Annotated in this window: 7 protein-coding genes and 1 pseudogene; 7 read left to right on the top strand and 1 reads right to left on the bottom strand. The window is 73.4% G+C overall.

Annotated features, from left to right (window positions below):
- The first annotated feature begins 6 nt into the window (after positions 1 to 6).
- From K1J57_RS02390 to K1J57_RS02360, 7 genes and pseudogenes are all read left to right on the top strand, one after another.
- Positions 7 to 432: a roadblock/LC7 domain-containing protein gene (locus K1J57_RS02390; RefSeq protein ID WP_220562850.1), complete on the top strand. Its 426-nt coding sequence runs from the start codon at positions 7 to 9 to the stop codon at positions 430 to 432.
- 46 nt (positions 433 to 478) lie between these two features.
- Positions 479 to 838 (top strand): DUF742 domain-containing protein, encoded by a 360-nt coding sequence (locus K1J57_RS02385; RefSeq protein ID WP_220562849.1) that lies wholly within the window; start codon positions 479 to 481, stop codon positions 836 to 838.
- Between the two features lie 22 nt (positions 839 to 860).
- A pseudogene (locus K1J57_RS02380) lies at positions 861 to 1,418 on the top strand (ATP/GTP-binding protein).
- Between the two features lie 69 nt (positions 1,419 to 1,487).
- Positions 1,488 to 2,744 (top strand): styrene monooxygenase/indole monooxygenase family protein, encoded by a 1,257-nt coding sequence (locus tag K1J57_RS02375; protein WP_220562848.1) that lies wholly within the window; start codon positions 1,488 to 1,490, stop codon positions 2,742 to 2,744.
- Between the two features lie 472 nt (positions 2,745 to 3,216).
- On the top strand, positions 3,217 to 9,465 hold the full coding sequence (locus tag K1J57_RS02370; protein WP_255646794.1) for a type I polyketide synthase: 6,249 nt from the start codon (positions 3,217 to 3,219) through the stop codon (positions 9,463 to 9,465).
- The gene (locus K1J57_RS02365) at positions 9,452 to 14,173 is read left to right on the top strand and encodes an SDR family NAD(P)-dependent oxidoreductase (RefSeq protein WP_220562846.1); all 4,722 of its coding nucleotides are present in this window, start codon (positions 9,452 to 9,454) and stop codon (positions 14,171 to 14,173) included. The genes K1J57_RS02370 and K1J57_RS02365 overlap by 14 nt, the downstream gene beginning before the upstream one ends.
- A gap of 89 nt (positions 14,174 to 14,262) precedes the next feature.
- Positions 14,263 to 21,345 (top strand): type I polyketide synthase, encoded by a 7,083-nt coding sequence (locus K1J57_RS02360; RefSeq protein ID WP_220562845.1) that lies wholly within the window; start codon positions 14,263 to 14,265, stop codon positions 21,343 to 21,345.
- Here K1J57_RS02360 and K1J57_RS02355 read toward each other — a convergent pair.
- Complete coding sequence (locus K1J57_RS02355) at positions 21,332 to 21,694, bottom strand: cupin domain-containing protein (protein ID WP_220562844.1); 363 nt, start codon at positions 21,692 to 21,694, stop codon at positions 21,332 to 21,334. The genes K1J57_RS02360 and K1J57_RS02355 overlap by 14 nt on opposite strands.
- Positions 21,695 to 21,721 lie beyond the last annotated feature (27 nt).

The following is a 21,721-nucleotide window of genomic DNA, read 5'->3' as shown; positions in this document are numbered from 1 at the left end:
TAGAGCATGACTGAATCCGTGAACGACAGTGTTGAGAACTTCTCGTGGCTCATCGACCGGTTCGTCCGCGACGTGCGCGGTGTCGAGCACGCCGTCGTGGTCTCCTCCGACGGCCTGGTCCTCACCCACTCCAGCGACTTCCCCGAGGAGCACGCCGAGCAGCTCGCCGCCATCGCCAGCGGGCTCCACAGCCTGGCCGTGGGCGGGGCGAGCCTGTTCCAGCGCGGGGAGTGCGAGCAGCTGCTCGTGCGCTTCAACCACGGGCACCTGTTCATCATGGCGATCAGCGACGGCTCCTGCATGGCGGTGCTCACCGCCCCCGGGACCGAGCTGAAGATCGTGGGCTTCCAGATGGCCAAGCTCGTCGAGAACGTCGCCCACGTCCTCACGCCGCAGCTGCGCTCGCAGCTGCGCGAAGTCATCCAGAACTGACGACGGTGACCCGTTACGGTTCAGCAGGAATGAGGTTGCCACGTCAATGAGCTTCCGCAGGCGAAGGAGTAACCGCGTTCGCCCGTTCACCTTCACCGGTGGGCGGACGCGGTCGCGGCATCCGCTGATGGTGCAGACCCTGGTCTCGACCTCCGAGCCCGGGCAGGAGCCTCCTGGCACCCTCATGCCGGAGTCGATCAGTATTTACAAGCTGTGCCGGGAGACCCGGTCGCTGGCCGAGATCTCGGCCGAGTTGGGCATTCCCCTGGGCGTCACCCAGGTTCTGGTCAGTGACCTGGCCGAGCAGGACCTGGTGTACATCCACCCGACCATCACCGGCAGCAGTCCATCGGAAAACCAGGTTCTGGAGAGGGCTCTTCGTGGTCTCGAACGACTTTTCCAGTGACAAGCGGTCCAATCGCAAGAAGATGTCGAGCAAGATCGTCATCGCCGGCGGCTTCGGCGCCGGCAAGACGACTCTGGTGCGCTCGGTGTCGGAGATCCCGCCCGTCACAACCGAGGCGATCATGACCGAGGCGAGCATCGGTCACGACGACACCTCGATCACCCCCGACAAGACGACCACCACCGTCGCGATGGACTTCGGCCGCATCACCATCGACGACGAACTCGTCATGTACATGTTCGGCACACCGGGCCAGGCGCGGTTCTGGTTCATGTGGGACGATCTCGTCAGGGGCGCGGTGGGCGCCGTCGTCGTGGTCGACTGCCGTCGGCTGGCGGACTCCTTCGACGCCGTCGACTAATTCGAGACGAACAAGCGCATCCCCTACATCGTGGCGCTGAACCGGTTCGAGGGGCAGCTGGACTACACGGCCGAACAGGTCCGCGAGGCCCTGGAGGTCAGTCCGGAGGTTCCCATCATCGACTTCGACGCCCGCCAGCGGCTGTCCGGGGGAGAGGTCCTCAAGGCCCTCCTGCGGTACGCCCTGGAACACAACCGCGCCAGCGAGCCCGTCGCCTGACGGGCGGGAGGTCGCCCCGGCGTGCTCCCCCCGGTCGTCCCGAAGATTCCCCAGGAAAGTTAGCGACACATGCGCAAGATCCTCATCGTCGGCGCGGGCCACGCCGGCCTGCACTTGGCCCATGGGCTCCTCACCCACGGCTACGACGTCACGGTGATCACGGGGCAGTCCTCACTGGAGATCCGGACCGGCCGCCCCTCCATCTCCCAGTTCACCTTCCCCACCGCTCTGGAGTACGAGCGCAAGTTCAACCTGGACTTCTGGAGCGCGCTGTCCCCGCAGATCCGCGAGCAGAAGCTGTTCATGTACATGGGCGGTGCGCCGGTGGCCACGCTCAGCGGCAGCTCGCACCCGGGGAACGGGTACACGGTCTCGGTCGACCGGCGGGTGAAGATGGCCGACTGGCTGGAGTTCTTCGAGGACCGCGGTGGCAAGGTCGTCATCCACGGTGTCACCGTCACCGACCTCGACTACTTCTCCCGGATGTTCGACCTGATCGTCGTGGCCGTCGGCCACGGGGAGCTGGGCCAGCTCTTCGCCAACGACACCAGCCGCTTCAGCGGGACCCGGCCCAGGTCCATTGCCCAGGCCTACATCTACGATGTCTGGCCCGATCCCAACGAATCCGAGAACATCGGTTGGGCGGCCGTCACGCAGGAGGCCGGCAACATCATCTTCATCCCGGCTCTGAGCCAGGAGGGCCCCTGCCACAGCCTGCTCATGGTCGACAAGAAGGGCAGTCCGATGGACGCCTGGCCCGACAGGCCCGGCCCGGAGGAGCAACTGCGGCGCATGAAGGACCTGACCCGCAAGTACGCCCCGGAGTTCTTCGACCGGGTGCGCGATGCGGAGCTGGTCGACGGCCGCAGCACACTGGTCGAGGACCTGACCCCGCAGGTGCGCAACCCCGTGGGCACCCTCCCCTCCGGGGGCAAGGTCCTGGGCATGGCCGACGTGGTCGTGACCATGGACCCGTTCGTCGGGCAGACGTGGAACAACTCCACCCGCTGTGCCGAGGCGTACCTGGAGGGCATCCTGGCGCACGAGGACCGGCCCTTCGACGAGGACTTCATGGTCTCGGCGTTCGAGAGCTTCTGGAGGTTCGGCCAGGACAACCAGATGTGGGCGGAGTTCGCCTCCACCATGTGGGAGGCGGACCTGCCCGACTACCTCCAGAACGTCATGGGAGCCGCCTCCCAGTACCGCGAGATCGCCGACCGCTGGATCCAGGGGTGGGATTGCCCCTCCGATTACAAGAGCTGGTTGTTCGATCCGGAGGAGGCGCAGAAGTACATCGCCGAGGTCGTGGCCAGGCACGGAGGCTGAGGCGCGAGTCCCGTAGCGTTCCGGGGCGACCACGAATTCCGGCCCGGTGCCCCCTGGGGGCACCGGGCCTTTTGTGTTGCGCGATACGGATGTGATAGAGGGCGCCGGCATCCGTTCGGTGAAGTCCGAATTGCGTGTCCGAAAAACATCTTTCGTTGTCAGGGGTTGTGAGCGGGGGATACGCTTATTCAGGTTGGTGCCTGTTAGTCCCAAATGGTCACTCGTGAGCCTTGCCTCTCCTCGGCGCAGAACCCGGCGTACCCCCGTTTCGTCGGACGCCTTCACCTGGGAAAAGAGCGCATGGCGTGCAAGTGCACGGGCGGATGCGAGCTCATTCGGCACGGGCGCTTCGGCAACCCCGGGCCGGACGAGCAGACGAGAGTGAGAGGCAGCGATCGTGAGCGGCGGATCGGCCGGGGCTCCCACCCCGGTTCCCTGGGAACCCATCGCCATCGTCGGGATCTCCTGCAGGTTGCCCGGTGCACCGGACCCGGACTCCTTCTGGCGCCTGCTCTCGGAGGGACGTGAGGCCATCGTCCCCCCGCCGGACCGCCTGGGACCGGCACCGGCCGAACGGGGCCCGGGCTGGGGCGGCTACCTGGACGACGTCTTCGGTTTCGACGCGGAGTTCTTCGGGATCTCCCCGCGGGAGGCGGAGGCCATGGACCCCCAACAGCGTCTGATGCTGGAACTGAGCCGTGAGGCCGTCGAGCACGCGCGCATCGCTCCGGGTTCTCTGAGAGGAACCCGGGTGGGGGTTTTCGTCGGCGCCATCGCCGCCGACCACGCCCTGCTGTACGACCGGGCCGGGCGCGACGCCCTCACCCGGCACAGCCTCACCGGTACCCACCGGAGCCTGATCGCCCACCGGGTCTCGCACACCCTGGGGCTGCGCGGTCCCAGCATGACCCTCGACGCCGGACAGGCATCCTCCCTGGTGAGTGTGCACTCGGCGGTGCAGAGCCTGCGCAGTGGCGAGTCCGACGCGGCGCTCGCCGGGGGTGTCAGCCTCATCCTGGTCCCGGAGGGCACCGAGGCCGTGTCGCGGTTCGGCGGCCTCTCCCCCCAGGCCCGCTGCCACACCTTCGACGCCCGGGCCGACGGTTACGTGCGGGGCGAGGGGGGCGCCGTCGTGATGCTCAAGCCCCTCGCCCGGGCCCTGGCCGATGGCGACCGCATCCACGCGCTCGTCCACGGCGGAGCGGTCAACCACTCCGGGGGCGGCGGCTTCCTCACCCGTCCCACCCCCGAAGGGCAGGCCGAGGTCATCCGGGCCGCGCTGGAGGACGCCGGGCAGCGGCCGGACCGGGTCGGCCATGTCGAACTGCACGGCACGGGCACCCCCGTGGGCGACCCGGTGGAGGCCCGGGCCCTGGGCGAGGTGTTCGCCCCGGGCCGCACCGACCCGCTCCGTGTGGGATCGGCCAAGACCAACGTCGGCCACCTGGAGGGGGCCGCCGGCATCGTCGGCTTCGTCAAGACGGTACTCGCCCTGGAGCACCGGACCCTGCCGCCCTCCCTCAACTTCTCCGAGCCCCATCCCGACATCGACCTCGAAGCCCTGCACCTGTCCGTGCAGACCGCCGATGAGCCCTGGCCGGCGCACGCGCCCCTGGCCGGGGTCTCCGCGTTCGCGATGGGCGGGGCCAACTGCCATCTGGTGCTGGGGCCCGCCCCCCTGCCCGAGCCCGGGGCCGCCGAGCACAGGTCCACGGCCGGACCAAGGGTGCTGGACCCCGTTCCTTGGGTGCTGTCGGCCCGCTCGCAGGCCGCGCTGCGGGAGCAGGCGTCCGCCCTGCACGCGCATGTCTCCTCACGGACCGGGACACGGCCGCAGGACGTGGGGTTCTCGCTGGCCACGACCCGGGACGTCTTCGAGCACCGGGCCGTGGTCTTCGCCTCCGACGAAGGCGGCGCCGGAGAGTTGGAGACCGTGCTGCACGACGGCAGGTCCGGCTTCGAGGCGGACACCGCCGGACCCGTCCTGGTCTTCCCGGGCCAGGGCGGCCAGTGGGCGGGCATGGGGCGCGGCCTGCTCTCCGGCGACGGAGTGCTCGCCCGGGCCTTCGCGCGCCGGATCCGCCAGTGCGAACGCGCCCTGGCACCCCACGTGGACTGGTCCCTGACGGCGGTGCTGCGCGGCGACCCCGAGGCCCCCGGCCTCGTCGGCCCGGGCGCCGGAGCCGAGGTCGTGCAGCCGGCACTGTGGGCGGTCATGGTGTCCCTGGCCCGGGCGTGGGAGGTGCTGGGGGTCCGACCGGCGGCCGTCGTCGGCCACTCCCAAGGGGAGCTGGCGGCGGCGTGCGTCGCCGGGGCGCTGTCCCTGGAGGAGGCGGCACGCGTCGTGGCCCTGCGCAGCAGAGCGCTCAGGGAACTGGCGGGCAGCGGGGCGATGGCCTCCCTGGGTGTGGCCGAGGCGGAGGCACGGGTCCTCACGGAGGACCTCCCGGACCTGTACGTCGCCGCGGTCAACGGGCCGCACGCGGTGGTGGTGTCGGGTGACCCGGAGTCGGTACGCGAGGCGGTGCGCCGGTGTACGGACAAGGGCTTGCACGGGGCCCTGGTGGACGTGGACTACGCCTCGCACTCGGTGCACGTGGAGCGCGTGCGCGCGACCCTGTTCTCCCAGCTGGGCACCGTGCGCTGGCGTCGGCCCCGCGTGCCCTTCTACTCCACGCTCACCGGAGGCGCTCCGGGGGCGGACCCGCTGCCCCTGGACGCCGCCTACTGGTACACGGGGCTCCGGGAACCGGTGCGGTTCGCCGCGGCCGTAGCTGCGCTCGCCGACGCGGGACACCGCACCTTCCTCGAGGTGGGGCCGCACCCGGTGCTCTCCCACGGGATCCGCAGCACTCTCGTGGACCGGAACGTGCAGGGCAGGGTCCTCGAAACGCTGCGCCGCGGTGAGGACGACGAGGCCCGGCTGCTCACGGCCGCGGCACGGGCGTTCACCGCGGGCATCGACATCGACTGGGCGGTGCTGTTCGAAGGGACGGACGCCCGACGCACGGATCTTCCCACGTACCCGTTCCAGCGGGAGCGGTTCGGTCCGCCGCCGGCGCCCGCGCCCTCACCCGCGGTCGAAGACACCGCGGAGAACGGCACCGGGGCGTGGCTCGATCCGGGCGTGGAGTTGGTGGACGGCCGCACGGTCTTCACCGCGCGGCTGGACCCCGCCGGCCTGCCCTGGCTCCGTGACCACCGGCTGTTCGGCCGGGCCGTGCTGCCCGCCGCGGCCCTGGCCGCACTGGTGCAGGATGCCGGTGCCACCGTGGGCGCCGGGGTCGTTTCCGACCTCCTCCTCGAAGAGCCCCTGGTCCTGCCGGGCGGTGACCGGGAGGTCGAGGCCCAGGTGACCGTCGGGGCCGCGGACGACCGAGGAGACCGGGAGGTCACCGTGCACACACGCGGCTCCCGGGCCTGGATCCGCCATGCCCGAGGGCACCTGGCGGCCGACGGGCCCGAAGGCGCCCGGGCCGCCGTGGCCACGACCGAGGCGACGTCCGCGGACACGGATCCGGACGAGGCCTACACGCGCCTGGCCGAGCAGGGCCGGGTGTACGGTCCACGCCTGCGCGGGCTGCGCCAGGTGTTCCATCGGAAGGACACCTTGCTGGCGCGAGTGGCCGTGCCTCGCGAAGCCGGTCCCTCTCCGGCCGGACTCCACCCGGTGCTCCTCGAATCGGCCCTGCACACGGCGCTGCTGTACGGGCCGGGTACGGACGGCCCGCTCCTCACCCCCGTCTCCTGGCGCGGACTGCGCGTCCGGGAGGACGCCGACCCGGTCGAGGTCTCGGTGGAACTGGAACGGCTGGGGCCGGACCGGTACCGGGTCATCGCCCAGGACACCGGCGGCGTACCGGTCCTCTCCGTGGACGAGGTCACCCTGGCCCCGATCCAGGCGCAGCCGCTTCCGCCCGCACCCGGCGACGAGCCGGAGCTCTACCGCCTGAGCTGGCAGCCCGTCCCGGCCCCCGGCCCCCTGGGCGCGGTCCCCCTCGACCTGCCGTCCCTCGACACCCTGGACCGGGACGGACCGGTGCCGGAGGTGGTCTATGCCGAACTCCCCGCACGCGCGGTGTACGCCGACCACGGAGCCGTGCCCGAAGCGGTCCGCGAAGGACTGGCCACAGCCCTCGCATCCGTGCGCCGGTGGCTGGGGGACGCGCGGTTCGCGCACGCCCGCCTGGCCCTGGTGACCTGGCGGGCCGTCGTGACCGGCCCCGACGACCGCGTCAGCGGGCTGGCGGCCGCCCCCGTGTGGGGCCTGCTGCGTTCGGTGCAGCGCGAATTCCCCGGTCGCCTGGTCCTCGTGGACTCCGACGGGTCGGAGAACTCCCACCGCGTCCTGCCCGGCGCGGTCCGCTCCGGGCACCCTCAGTCGGCGCTGCGCGCGGGGCAGGTCCTGGTCCCCCGGCTGGTCCGCGCGGTCGACGGACGCCACCCGGTCCCGCCTGCGGCCTCCTGGCGGCTGGGCACCCGCGAACCCGGGGCTCTGCACGACCTGGCGTTCCTGGAGGTCCCCGTCGTCCGACCGGGTACGGGCCAGGTGCGCGTCGCCGTGCGGGCGGCCGGGACGACCCACCGCGACGTTGCGGTCGGCCTGGGCCTGCGGGACGACCGGACCGGAGCGGGTATGGGCATCGAGGGCGCGGGCGTGGTCGTGGAGGTCGGTCCCGGCGTCGAGGGCCTGTCCGTAGGGGACCGGGTCGCCGGTGTGTTCACCGGGGCCTTCGGTCCGATGGCCCTGGCCGACCACCGCTGCCTGGTGCCGATTCCCGACACATGGGACTTCGCCGAGGCGGCCGCCGTCCCGGTGGCCTTCCTGACGGCCTACCACGCGCTGGTGAACGTGGCCGCAGTACGGCCGGGAGAGAGTGTCCTGGTGCACTCGGCCGCGGGCGGCGTCGGCATGGCCGCGGTCCAGCTGGCCCACCACATGGGGGCCAAGGTGTTCGGCACGGCCAGTCCGCACAAGTGGCCGGCGCTGCGCGAGATCGGACTGCCGGAGGAGCGGCTGGCCTCCTCGCGGGACCCGGGTTTCGAGCACACGCTGCGCAGGGCCAACGGCGGCCGCGGGCTGGACGTGGTGCTCAACTCGCTGACCGGGGAACTCGCCGACGCGTCTCTGCGCCTGCTGCGTTCCCCCGCGGACGGGGCCGGCCCGGGCGGGCGGTTCGTCGAACTCGGAGCCGAGGACGCGCGTTCGGAGTCCGACGTCTCCGCCGACCATCCCGGTCGCACCTACCTCACCTTCGACCTGCTCGAGGTCGAGCCGGAGCGCATCGGGCAGATGCTGGCCAGGGTCATGGAACTGCTCGCCACCGGTGTGGTGCGGCCCATCCCGGTGAACGTCCGCGACATCCGGGACGCCGGAGAGGCCTTCACCGCTCTGCGGCGGGGCGACACGGTCGGCCGGACGGTGCTGTCCCTGCCCGACCCGTTCCCCGCGGGGACGACCGTCCTGATCACCGGCGGCACCGGAGCCCTGGGACACCGGTTGGCCCGCCATCTCGTCGGGGCGTACGGGGTCGGCCACCTCACCCTCGTCGGGCGCCGCGGCGCGGCCGCCCCGGGACAGGATTCGCGTACCGCGGAATTGCGGTCTCTGGGCGCCGAGGTCCAGGTCAAGGCCTGCGACGCCGCGGACCGGGCCTCGCTCGAGCGCCTGCTCGCCGGACTGGACCGGCCGTTGGGCGCCGTGGTGCACACCGCGGACGTGGTCGACGGCGCAGGGATCCTGGAGGGCGACCCACAGCGGCTGGAGGAGGTCCTGCGGGCGAAGGTGGACGCGGCCTGGAACCTGCACGAACTGACCGCCGACCGCGACCTGGGGTCTTTCCTGCTGTTCACCTCGGCGGGCGGAGTCCTGGGCGCCCCCGGACGCTCCCATCACGCGGCCGCGGCGGTGTACTCCGATGCCCTGGCCCATTACCGGCGCGAGCGCGGACTGCCCGCCGTTTCGCTCGCCTGGGGCCTGTGGGGTGATCCGGAGGAGGGCGGGCCCGCGAGTGACGAGGCCACGGCAGGCGGAGTGCTGCGGCCCATGCCGCCGGACCGGGCACTGGCCAAGTTCGACGCCGCCCTGTACCTGGACCGGGACGCACTGGTCCCGGCGCTGCTCGACGCACACGGCCCCGACCTGCCGCTGCTGCACGGGCTGATCCCGTCCGCGCGCGGACGGCGCCGGGCCGTTCGGGACCCGCGGCCGCCGATGGTGCCCGTGGAGAGGACCGCCCCGTCGCGGGCTCCCGGTTCTCATGCCCTGGGCCCCCTCATCCCCGGCACTCTCGCCTCCCTGGCAGCGCACGAGCGGGAGAAGGTCCTGCTGGCCGAGGTCCGTGCCCGTACCGCAGAGGTCCTGGGGCACTCCGGCACGGGAGGGGTCCCCGACGACCGGGCCTTCCGCGACCTCGGACTGGACTCCATGGGCGGGGTGGAACTGCGCAACCGCCTGGCCCGGGCAACCGGGCTGGATCTGCCTCCCACGGCCGTGTTCGACCACCCCACCCCGCGGGCCCTGGCCCGCTTCCTGGCGCAGATCGCGGCACCCCTGCCGGCCGAGGCGCCCCCGTCCGACCCCGCTCGCGGGGAGACGGGCGACCCCGCGTACGACGACATCGACGACATGGGCGTGGACGAGCTACTGAACCTGGCCATGGGCTCCATGCACGATTCCCGACCCGACGGCGAACAGGAGACCGCCGATGGCTACCGATAACGATCAGAGCGCCAAACTCGTCGCCGCCCTGCGGTCGGCTCTGAAGGAGAACGCCCGGCTGCGGGAGCGCAACCGTGCTCTGGAGGCCGGACCCGAGCCCATCGCGATCATCGGCATGGCCTGCCGACTGCCCGGGGGCGTCGACTCCCCCGAAGACCTGTGGGACCTGGTCTCCCAGGGCCGGGAAGCGCTGGGCCCCCTGCCCCGCGACCGCGGCTGGGACCTGGACGCCCTGTCGGGCGCCGATGGGTCGCCACCGCTCTCCGCCACGGACCAGGGGGGCTTTCTGGAGGGGGTCGCCGACTTCGACGCGGACTTCTTCGGGATCTCGCCCAAGGAGGCCGCGGCGATGGACCCCCAGCAGCGGCACCTGCTGGAGGTCTCCTGGGAGGCCCTGGAGCGGGCGGGGATCGACCCCGCGTCCCTGGCCGACTCCGAGACCGGTGTCTACATGGGTGTCTCGGCCGCCGAATACGGTCCGCGCATGACCGAGGGGCCGCCGGAAGGGCACCTGCTCACGGGGACGTACCCCAGTGTCGCCTCGGGCCGGGTGGCGTACCAGTTGGGGCTGAGGGGGCCGGCGCTGACCGTGGACACGGCCTGCTCGTCGTCCCTGGTCGCCGTGCACCTGGCGGTCAGGGCACTGCGGGAGGGCACCTGCACGATGGCCCTGGCCGGAGGCGCCACGGTGATGAGCACCCCCGGCCTGCTCGCCGAGTTCACCCGCAAGCAGGGACTCGCCCCCGACGGCCGCTGCAAGGCGTTCGGCGCGGGCGCCGACGGTACCGGCTTCTCCGAGGGCGCCGGTGTGGTGGTCCTCGAACGGCTCTCGGACGCCCGCCGTAACGGGCACCCCGTGCTGGCCCTGCTCCGCGGCAGCGCGATCAACCAGGACGGCGCATCGAACGGGCTCACGGCCCCCAACGGCCCGGCCCAGGTGCGTGTGGTGCGCTCCGCACTGGACGACGCCGGCCTGGGCCCCACCGAGGTCGACGCCGTGGAAGCCCACGGGACCGGGACCACCCTCGGCGATCCGATCGAGGCCCGGGCCCTCATCGAGGCGTACGGCCCCGGCCGGGAGCGGCCGCTGGTGATCGGCTCGCTCAAGTCCAACATCGGCCACACCCAGGCGGCGGCCGGGGTGAGCGGTCTGATCAAGGCCGTGTGCGCCCTGCGCCACGGTTCGGTCCCGCCCACCCTGCACGCGGACGAGCCCACTCCGCACGTGGATTGGTCCGGCGGAACGGTCGTCGCGGCCACGACCACGCGACCTCTGGAGGGTTCGGGCCGGCCGGCGAGGATGGGCGTGTCCTCGTTCGGGATCAGCGGGACCAACGCCCACGTCATCATCGAGTCGGCGGCCGTGGAGGAACCGCCGACCGCCGACACCGCCGACCCGGCGGCGGACCTGCCGTTCGTGATGTCCGCGCGCACCGGTGCGGCCCTGCGCGCCATGGCCCTTCGCCTTGCCGACCACGTGCGCGGAGCCGACGGGCGGGTCGCTCCGGCGGCCACGGCGCGAGCCCTGGCGACCACACGCGCAGGCATGGAGCACCGCGCGGTGGTCCTGGCCCGGGACAACGGCTCCCTGGCGGCCGGCGCGGCGGCTCTGGCCGCCGGCACCCCTGACCCGCGTGTGGTGACCGGCCGTGTCCGCTCCGGCGCGGGGACCGCCTTCGTCTATCCCGGGCAGGGTGTCCAGCGCCCGGGCATGGGCCGGGACCTGTACCGGGCCCACCCCGCCTTCGCCCGGTCCCTGGACGAGCTGGCGGACGCCTTCGACCAGTACCTGGACCGGCCGCTGCGTTCGGTCATGTGGGCCGAGCCGGGAACGGCCGACGCCGCCCTGCTCGACGAGACCCTTTACACACAGGCGGGGGTGTTCACGATCGGGGTGGCGCTCACACGCCTGCTGGAGACCCTGGGGCTGGTCCCGGACTTCGTGTTCGGCCATTCCGGCGGCGAACTGGCCGCCGCCCACGTCGCCGGCGTGCTCTCCCTGGAGGACGCCGTGGCACTGATGGCCTCCCGCGGCCGGACCATGCAGGACCTGCCGCAGGGCGGTGCCATGGTCGCCGTCCAGGCCGCCGAGGACGAGGTTCGTCCGCTGCTGGCCGGTACAGGGGGAGCGGTGTCCATCGCAGCGGTCAACTCGCCGCGGGACGTGGTGCTCTCCGGCGAGGAGGCCGCAGTCACGGCCCTGGCGGAGCGCTTGGCGCATGCGGGCCGCAGGACCAGGCGGCTGAGGATCCCGCTCGCGTCCCACTGCGCGCTCGTCGATCCCGCCCTCGAGCCGTACGGGAAGGTCGCCGACTCGCTCACCTACCATCCGCCGCGCCTGCCGATCGTGTCCAATCTGAGCGGGGTCCGGGCCGGGGAGGAGATGCTCACCGGCCACTACTGGGTGCGGAACATGCGTGAGGCGGTCCGCTTCTCCGACGGGGTCGCCCACCTGTACGAGGCGGGCGTCGGCGAGTTCGTCGAGGTGGGACCCGAGAGCGCCCTGGCGTCCATGATCACCGCCTCCCTGCCCGAGGGCGCCCCGGCCCAGGCCACCGCTCTGCTCGGCGGAAGGCTGCCCGAGACACGCCTGCTCACCGAAGGGCTCGCGGCGTTGTACACCCGCGGCGCACCGGTCGACTGGACAGGGCTGCTGCCCGGCGCCGCCCGGACCGCCGACCTGCCCACATACCCCTTCCAGAGGCGCCGTTACTGGATGAGTCCGCCTTCCGAGGGCCGGGTCGTCGTCGAGACGGGTGCTGCCGCGGCACCGGACCGGGGCCGTTCCTACCAGGACGCCTGGGTCCCCGTCTCCACCGGATCCTCTGCCACCGTGCCAGGGACATGGTTGCTGTTCGAACGCGGGGACCGTGACCCCGCCGTGTCCGCCTGTGTGGCCTCATTGGAGCGCAGGGGACACACGGTCACCCCCGTGTCCCTCGCGGGACCGGCCGACCGGGCCACCGTCGTACCGGCCGTGAGCGGCCGGCTCGCCGGAGCCCTGCTCGCCACCGCCCTCGCTCCGGCCCTCGAAGGGCCGTCCCTCCCCTCGGAGACGACGGCGCACCGCGACGCCGTCGCCGTCCTCCAGGCGCTCGGGGACGCCGGCACCGCCGCTCCGCTGTGGTGCCTCACCCGGGGGGCGGTCACCGCGGGGAGAGAGGTCACCGACCCGGCCGGGGCACTGCTCTGGGGACTGGGCACCGTGGCCGCCAGGGAGCACCCGGACCGCTGGGGAGGCCTGGTCGACCTGCCGGCGGCGGACGGCCACGGCGCGGGAGAGGTCCTGGCCGAGATCCTCGACGGCGGTGTCGAACGCGGCGAGGACCGGTTGGCCGTCCGCGACGGCCGCGTGTTCGCCCGTCGGCTCGCCGCCGCGCCCCTGGACACGACCGCGCCCGTCCGGGACTGGAAGCCCCGCGGAACGGTGCTCGTCACCGGTGGGACCGGCGGGCTGGGAGCCCGGACGGCCCAGTGGCTGGCCGAACAGGGGGCGGAACACCTCCTGCTCGTGAGCAGGCGCGGCCCCGACGCCCCGGGCGGCACCGCGCTGGCCGACCGTCTGCGCGCCGCAGGAGCCCGGGTGAGCCTGGTCGCCTGTGACGTGGCCGACCGGGACGCACTCGCCCGGGTCCTGGCCGACATCCCGGAGGACGCCCCCCTCGACGCGGTCTTCCACACCGCGGCGGAACTCGACGACGCGGCACTGGACAACCTGCGGCCCGAGCAGATCGGGAACGCACTCCGGGTCAAGGCGGACGGTGCCGTGCACCTGCACTCGCTGACCCGGCACCTGGACCTGTCGGCCTTCGTCCTGTACTCCTCGGTGACGTCCCTGCTCGGCATGGAGGGACAGGGCAACTACGCACCCGGCAACGCCTTCTGCGAAGCCCTGGCCCACCACCGCCGGGCACAGGGCCTGCCGGCCACCTCGGTCTCCTGGGGGACCTGGGCCGACTCCGGGATGGCCGAACGGGAGGGGGTGACGGCGCTCCTGCGCGGTCACGGCCTGCCCGCCATGGCCCCCGAAAAGGCGCTCCGCACCCTACGACAGGGGCTGGACCGGGACGTCACCGCGCTCGCCATCGCCGAGGTCGACGGGTCCGCCCTGCGCTCGTTCCGCGTCGGCGAACGGCGCAACCCGCTGGTCGAGGGCCTGTACCCCCCGGCCGGAGGGGAGGCACGCGAACCCGCCGACGCCCCCGGAAGCCTCACCGAACGGCTGGCCGGACGTGACCGCGCCGGTCGGGTCCTGAGCCTCACGGAACTCGTGTGCGACCAGGTCGCCGCGGTGCTCGGACACACCTCCGGAGCGGAGGTCGAGGCCGACCGGAACCTGAAGGACCTGGGCCTGGACTCCGCCTCCGCGGTCGTCCTGCGCAACCGGCTCAGCGGTCTGACCGGGCTGCGCCTGCCCGCCGCGATCGCCTTCGACCGACCCTCGTGCGCGGCCCTGGCCCGCGACATCGAGGAACGGATGTTCGGCGATCCCGAACAGGCCGTCATGACCGGACTGGACGGGTTGGAGGCGGCCCTGCGGGAGTTCGACGGGGCCGACGGGCGCCGGGAGGCGGTGGCCGACCGCCTCCGGCGGCTCCTGGACCGGCTGTCCCCGCCACCCCTGGAGCAGGCGGACGTCGACCGGGATCTGGAATCGGTGTCCCGGGAGGAGCTCTTCGCCTTCATCGACGACACCCTGCGCGACTGACCGGGGCCCTTCCGGGCCCCGGTCCCGGACCAGTGCGAGCAGTGCGCTTCCTTCGGAGCGCCTGGAACCGAAGTGATGAGGCAGAACCGATGACCGACGACGCCCGACTCCTGGACTACCTCAAACGGGTCACCGCCGACCTGCGCCGCACCCGGGCCGAACTCGACGCGCTCAAGGAACGCGACAACGAACCGATCGCGATCGTGGGCACCGCGTGCCGCCTGCCCGGGGGGACGGACACCCCCGAGGCCCTGTGGGACCTGGTCGACGGCGCCCGCGAGGCCATCGGAGACCTGCCCGCCGACCGGGGCTGGGACGTGGACGGCATGCTCGCGCGCCCGGGTATGGCGAGGTCCGGCGGGTTCCTCGACGACGTCGCCGGGTTCGATGCGGCGTTCTTCGGTATCTCCGCGCGCGAGGCCGAGGCGATGGACCCGCAGCAGCGTTTGATGCTCGAGGTCAGCTGGGAGTCCCTCGAACGCGCCGGGATCGACCCCACGGCTCTGGACGGCACCCCGACCGCCGTGTTCACGGGCATCAGCACGGTCGACTACGCAGAGGGGCTGCGTTCGGGGATCCTGCCGGCCCCCCCGGAGAACGAGGGCTACCTGATGGCCGGGACCGCCGCCAGCGTGGCTTCCGGGAGGATCGCCTACACCCTGGGACTGCGCGGCCCCGCGCTCACCGTCGACACGGCGTGCTCCTCCTCGCTTGTGGCGATCCTGCTGGCCGTCCGCTCCCTGCGCCGCGGGGAGTGCTCCCTGGCACTGGCGGGCGGCGCGACCGTGCTGTCCGGCCCCGGACTGTTCACCGAGTCGGCGAAACAAGGCGCACTGTCGCCCGACGGCCGGTGCAAGGCATTCGGAGCCGGCGCCGACGGAACAGGCTTCGGGGAGGGCGCCGGATCGATCGTCCTGGAACGGCTGTCGGACGCCGTCCGCAACGGCCGTCGCATCCTGGCGGTGCTCCGCGGAGGGGCCGTCAACCAGGATGGGGCCTCCAACGGTCTGACCGCTCCCAACGGGCCCGCGCAGACCCGGGTGCTACGGGACGCGCTGGCCGACGCGGGCCTGGAGCCGCAGGACATCGACGCGGTCGAGGCGCACGGCACCGGCACCCGTCTGGGCGACCCGATCGAGGCCGAGGCCCTGCTCCAGGTGTTCGGCCCCGGAACGGGCCGGGAGCCGCTCTGGCTCGGATCGGTCAAGTCCAACCTCGGCCACACCCAGGCGGCGGCCGGGGTCACGTCCGTGATCAAGATGGTCCTGGCCCTGGAACACGAGCGGCTGCCGTCGACCCTGCACGCCCGGGAACCCTCCCCGCTGGTGGACTGGGAGTCGGGCCGTGTACGCCCGTTGTCCGAGCCGGTGCCCTGGCCCCGCCGCGAGCGCCCGCGCCGGGCGGGGGTGTCCTCGTTCGGGATCAGCGGCACCAATGTCCACCTCATCCTCGAAGAGGCCCCCGAACCGGCGGCGGCCGAGCCCCCTCGGAACCCGGCGCCCCCCTTGGTGAGCGGCGGCCGGATCTGGACCCTCTCCGCCCGCGACGAACAGGCCCTGACCGACCGCGCCGACCGCCTGCACGACCACCTCAGCGGACCCCGGCGGCCCGCGCCCGCCGACACCGCCCGTGCCCTGGCCACCCGCGCCCCCCTCCTGCCCCGCCGCGCCGCCGTGATCGGCACCGGCGAGGACCGCCTGATGGAACGGTTGCGCGCCCTGGCCGACGGCCGCGAGGACAGCGGCATCGTCACCGGCGTGGCCCCCCGGGCCGGCCGTGAGCGCAGACCCGTCTTCGTGTTCCCCGGGCATGGGGGCCAGTGGGAGGGCATGGCCCGGGAACTCCTCGACACCTCACCGGTCTTCGCCGCCGCCATCCGGGAGTGCGCGCTCGCCCTGGCCCCCCTCACGGACTGGTCCCTCGAAGCCGTGCTGCGCGGCGAGCCGGGAGCACCGCCCCTGACGGGCCCGGACGCCCGGGTCGAGGTGCTCCAACCCGCGTCGTGGGCGGTGTCGGTGTCCCTCGCCGCGCTTTGGCGGGCGGCGGGCGTGGAACCCGTCGCCGTGGTCGGCCACTCCCAGGGCGAGGTCGCAGCCGCATGCACGGCCGGCATCCTCACCCTGGAGGACGGGGCCCGCGTCGTCACCCGGCGCAGCCGCGTGCTCCGTGAACTCGCCGGCCAGGGCGGGGCCGCCGTCGTCTCGCTCGGCGCACACCGCACCGCGGAGCTCCTCGCCCCGTGGAAGGACCGGATCGGGGTGGCCGGGGCCAACGGCCCGGAGTCGACCGTCGTCACCGGTGACGGCGCGGCGATCGCCGAGTTCGTCGCCGAGTGCGAGAGGCGGGGCGAACACGTCCGCGACTTCGCGGTGGACTACACCTCCCACTGCTTCCTCGTCGACAAGGTCGAGGACCTGATGCTCTCCGGGCTGGCCGGGCTCGCGCCCCGGGCGGGAGAGCTCCCCTTCCACTCCACCGTGGCCCCCCGCCCCGTACTGGAACCCGGGGACGAACCCTTCCCCGGGCCGGCCGACGGGTCCTCCCTCGACGCGGACTACTGGTACCGCAACCTCCGCCACGGCGTGCTCCTGGAGCCCGTCGTCCGGCGGCTGGCCGCCGACACCGACGCCTTCATCGAGATCGGACCGCACCCCGTCCTGTCCGTTCCCATGGGCCAGACCCTGCGGGCCCACGGACACCCCGACACCCCGGTCCTGCACACCCTGCGCCGCAACGAGGACTCCGCGGAGGGGTTCCTGCGGGCCCTCGCCCGGGCGCACTGCCACGGGGTCGGCATGGACTGGGACAGGGTCCTGGGGGAGGAGGGCCGCACACCGCCCGCCGTGCCGCTGCCCACCTACCCCTTCCGGCGCGAACACCTCTGGCTGAACCGCCCCCGGGCCGCCGGGGACCCCTCCTCGCTCGGCCTCGACCCCGCCGGGCACGCCCTCCTCGGTGCCCGGGTCCCGATCGCGGGCACCGACCGGTTCCTGCTGACCGGGGTCCTGGACCCCGAACGAACCCCCTGGCTCGCGGACCACGGCCTGGCCGGGCGGCTGCTGCTCGCCGGGTGCGCGACCGTCGACATGCTCCTGTACGCCGGCCGGACCTGCGGCACTCCCGAGATCACCGACCTCACACTCCACACACCCCTGGAACTCGCCCCCCAGGGCGGGACCGCCGTCCAGATCGCCGTCGACGCCCCCGACGTCCGGGGCCGCCGCGCCGTGCGGCTGCTGTCGGGGTCCGCCGACGGCCGGACCTGGACGGTGCACGCCGAAGGGCGGCTCGCCCCGGACTCCGGTACCGCACCCGTCGATGTGTCCGCCCCCGGACCCGAAGCCTCCCCCCTGCCGGTGGAGAAGGCCCACGCCCTCTTCGAGGCGTACCGGATCCACTACGGTCCGGCCTTCCGCGGCCTGCGCGCGGCCCGCGCCGACTCCACCCGGGTGTGGGCCGAGGTCGCCCTGGACCCACTGCCCGGGGACGCCCACACCATGGCCGGCCCCCATCCGGCCCTGGTGGACGCGGGACTCCAGACCTTGTTCCTGCGTCGGCTGACCCGCGAGGGGGGCGGCCGGCCGCTGATGCCGTTCGCCTGGAGCGGTGTCCGCCTCCACGGCGCGCCGGTCCCCGCGAAGGCGGTCGTCCGGCTCGCGGAGACCGGGCCGCAGACGTACTCGATGCTCGTCACGGACCCGTCGGGGACCCCCGTGCTGTCGGTCGACTCCCTGGTCGTCCGGGACGCTCCCGCCGACCGGGACGGCGACGGAGGGGCCCTCTTCCACCAGGAGTGGGAGGAACTGGACACCGCTGTGGACGAGGGGGCACCGGTCCCCCCCGGGACGACCGTCCTGGACGTCCGCGGCCCGGAGGGCCCGGCCCGGGCCGAACCCGAGCAGGTGAGCCGCGAACTGCACCGGGTCCTGGCGGTCCTCCAGGAGTGGCTGGACGACGAACACCGGTCCGGCTCCCGTTTCCTCGTCCTCACCCGCGGGGCCGTCCGGCTCCCTGACGAAGGCGCCGGCTCCGGGGCGGCGGATCTGGCCGGGGCCGCGGTGTGGGGCCTGGTGTCCTCGGCGGAGACCGAGCACCCCGGGCGCTTCGTCCTGCTGGACACCGACCACGCCACGGACGGGGCGGTCGCCGCGGCCGCCGCCTCCGGGGAACCCCGCCTCGCCCTGCGGGGCGGCCGCCTGTACGCGCCGCGCCTGGCTCAGACCCGGACCGGCGGCGGGGAAGGACTGCTCGCCCCACCGGCCCGGACGTCCTCCTGGCGGCTGAGCACCACGGGCGGCGGGGTCGTCGACGGGCTCGACGTCCTGCACGATCCCGACCAGCAACGGCCCCTGGGGCCCGGCGAGGTCAGGGTGGCGGTCCGCGCCGCCGGCCTGAACTTCCGCGACGTGCTCATGAGCGTGGACATGTACCCCGACCCGGGCGACATCGGCAACGAGGGCGCGGGTGTGGTCCTGGAGGCGGGGCCCGACGCCGGGGGCCTCGCCCCCGGAGACCGGGTCATGGGCATCTTCCCCGGAGCGTTCGGCCCGGTGGCCGTCGCCGACCACCGCTTCCTCACCCGTGTCCCCGACCGCTGGGACCTCTCCTACGCGGCCTCCGTACCCGTCCCCTACCTGACCGCCTACCTCGCTCTTGTGGAGGAGGCCGGTCTCCGGTCCGGTGAGACCGTCCTCGTGCACTCCGCCGCCGGCGGGGTGGGGATGGCCGCCCTGGACATCGCCCGGCACCTGGGCGCCCGCGTCCTGGCGACCGCGAGCCCCGAGAAATGGGACCTCCTCGCCTCCCGCGGACTCCGGGAGGAGGAGATCGCCCACTCCCGCACCCTCGAATTCGAGGAGAGGTTCCGCGCGGCCGCGGGCCGGGTCGACGTGGTCCTCAACTCCCTCACAGGGGAGGCGATCGACGCGTCTCTACGGCTGCTCCAGCCCGGAGGGCGCTTCTCCGAACTGGGCCGTAACGAACTCCGCGACCCGGGACGGATCGCCGTGGACCACCCCGGAGTCCGCTATCTCGTCTTCAACGTGCTCGAACTCGGGCCCGAACGCATCGGGCGCGCCTTCGCCGCGCTGGTGCCCCTGCTGGAGAGCGGCGCGCTGCCTCCGCTCCCGGTCACCCGCTACCCGATCGAGAACGCCGCCGAGGCGTTCCGGGTCATGCAGCAGGGCCGCAACGTCGGCCGGACCGTTCTGGACCTGGCCTCGCGCCTGCGGACCGACGGCACGGTACTGATCACCGGCGGCACCGGACGGCTCGGCGCGGTCTTCGCCCGCCACCTGGTGGTCCGGCACGGTATCCGGGACCTGCTCATGGTGGGGCGGCGGGGCCCGGACGCCCCCGGAGCCGCGGAACTGGCCGAAGAGCTGGGCCGCCTCGGCGCCCGGGTGCGCTTCGAGGCGTGCGACATCGCCGACCAGGAGGAGCTCGGCGCGGTGCTGCGGGGCATCCCCCCGCACCGTCCGCTCACGGCGGTGGTGCACGCCGCCGCCGACATCGACGACGCCACCGTCACCGGGCTGACCGCCAAGAGCCTGGACCGCGTGCTGCGTCCCAAGGTCCACGGGGCGTGGAACCTCCACCGACTCACCGGCCACCTGGACCTGGACGCCTTCGTGCTCTTCTCGTCCGCGGCCGGCGTGCTCGGAAACCCGGGGCAGTCCGCCTACGCCGCCGCCAACCTCTACCTGGACGCCCTGGCCCGGCACCGCCGCGAACAGGGCCTGCCCGCCCACTCGCTGGCCTGGGGCAACTGGGGCGACGGGAGCCGGACCTGGGAGGAACTGGACGACGTCACCACCTCCCGCCTGACCCGGCTCTGGGGCCTCACGGCCATCGGCGAGGACGAGGGGTGCGCCCTCATGGACGCGGCCCTGGCCACCGACCACGCCCACCTGGTCCCTGCTCCGCTGGACCTGCCCGGCCTCAGGGCGAGGGCGGCCTCCGGGGAACGGCTGCCCGCGATCCTGCGGGGCCTGGTCCGGGCCCCGGCCGGAGAGCAGGGGGCCGAGGCCGTGGCCGACCGGGTCCGGAAGGCGCGGCCGGGACCGGAACGCACCGCCCTGCTGGTCCGGCTGATCGGCGAACGCGCCGCCGAGATCCTCGGATACCGGACGGCGGCCGGGCTGGGTCCGGACCAGGACTTCCTGGAGAACGGGTTCGATTCGCTCACCGCCGTCGAACTGCGCAACCACCTACAGGCGGTCAGCGGTCTGCACCTGCGCTCCACCCTCGTGTTCCAGCACCGCACCCCCCGGGCACTGGCCGTCCACCTGGACCGGGAGATGAGCGCGGATACGGTGCACCCCGGCCGGGAGGACGCCGAACGACCGGCCGCCGGCCTGGTCGGCCGCTTCCTGGATGCCTGCCGGGCGGGACGCCACCAGGATGCCGTGAGCCTGGCGATGAGGGCCTCCCGCGAGAGGGAGACCCACACCGAAGAGAACGCCCCGGCGCCCAGGCTGGTCAGACTGGCCTCGGGAGAGCGGGAGCCGGTCCTCATCTGCCATCCGTCGCTGGTGATGACCTCCGGCCCCCAGGAGTACTCCCGGTTCGCCGCCGCCTGGCGCGGCGATCGGGACCTGCACGTCCTGTCCGCCATCGGCTACCTGCCCGCCGAACCCCTCCCCGCCGATCTGGGCACCTTCGTCCGGACCCAGACGAACGTCGTCCTGGAGGCGGCGGCGGGCCGCCCGTTCGTCCTGGTCGGCCGTTCCTCCGGGGGGTGGGCGGCGTACGCGGTGGCCGAGGAGCTGGTGGCCCGGGGGACACCGGCCGACGGAGTGATCCTGCTCGACACGGCGGTCCCCGGAGACGACGACCTCCTGCCCCTGGTCACCGAGTTCGCCACGGAGCGCGCCACCGAGTTCGACCTCATGGACACCGTGCGCCTCACCGCGATGGGGGCCTACCTCGACCTCTTCGCGGATTGGCGGCCGGCCACGACGGTGCCCGGCACCGTCCAGCTCCGGCCGACCAGCCCGGTCGTCACCTCCGGCGGGGTCGAACTGGCGGCGGACTGGACCTGGCCCGGTGACCACACGAGCGTCGACGTCCCCGGCGACCACTTCACCATGATGGAAGAGCATGCCGCGGCGTCCGCGGCGGCCGTGGCGGCCGCCGTCGAGGCGCTCACCGCCGGGCTCAGGAGGAGGTGACGTGGTAGACCTTGCGCAGGGTCTCGTGGACCGTCCAGCGGGTCCGGTCGCCCGCGCGCAGCAGGCACACGTCGCCCGGGCCGACCTCCAGGACCGGGCCGCCCTCCACCTCCACGGTCGCGCGCCCGCTCAGCACCACGAACACCTCGTCGGCCTCGGTGTCGGTGACCGTGCCCGGGGTGATCTGCCAGACGCCGCGGCTCTGGGAGCCGTCGGCCGACTCCCACAGGGTGCGGGAGGAGACGCGCGGGTCGCCCGCCTCGACCTGCCCGGGGTCCAGGGGTTCGGGTTCCAGCTCCACGTCGGCGACGCGGGCGGCGAAGGGGGCGGTGCCTGAGAAGGGGTCCATACCCCGATGATGGACGCGAGGGCCCCC

This window comes from Nocardiopsis sp. MT53 (assembly GCF_019598965.1).
Lineage (GTDB): Bacteria > Actinomycetota > Actinomycetes > Streptosporangiales > Streptosporangiaceae > Nocardiopsis > Nocardiopsis changdeensis.
The sequence above is the reverse complement of the archived record's forward strand: the minus strand, read 5'-3'. Positions and strand labels throughout refer to the sequence as shown.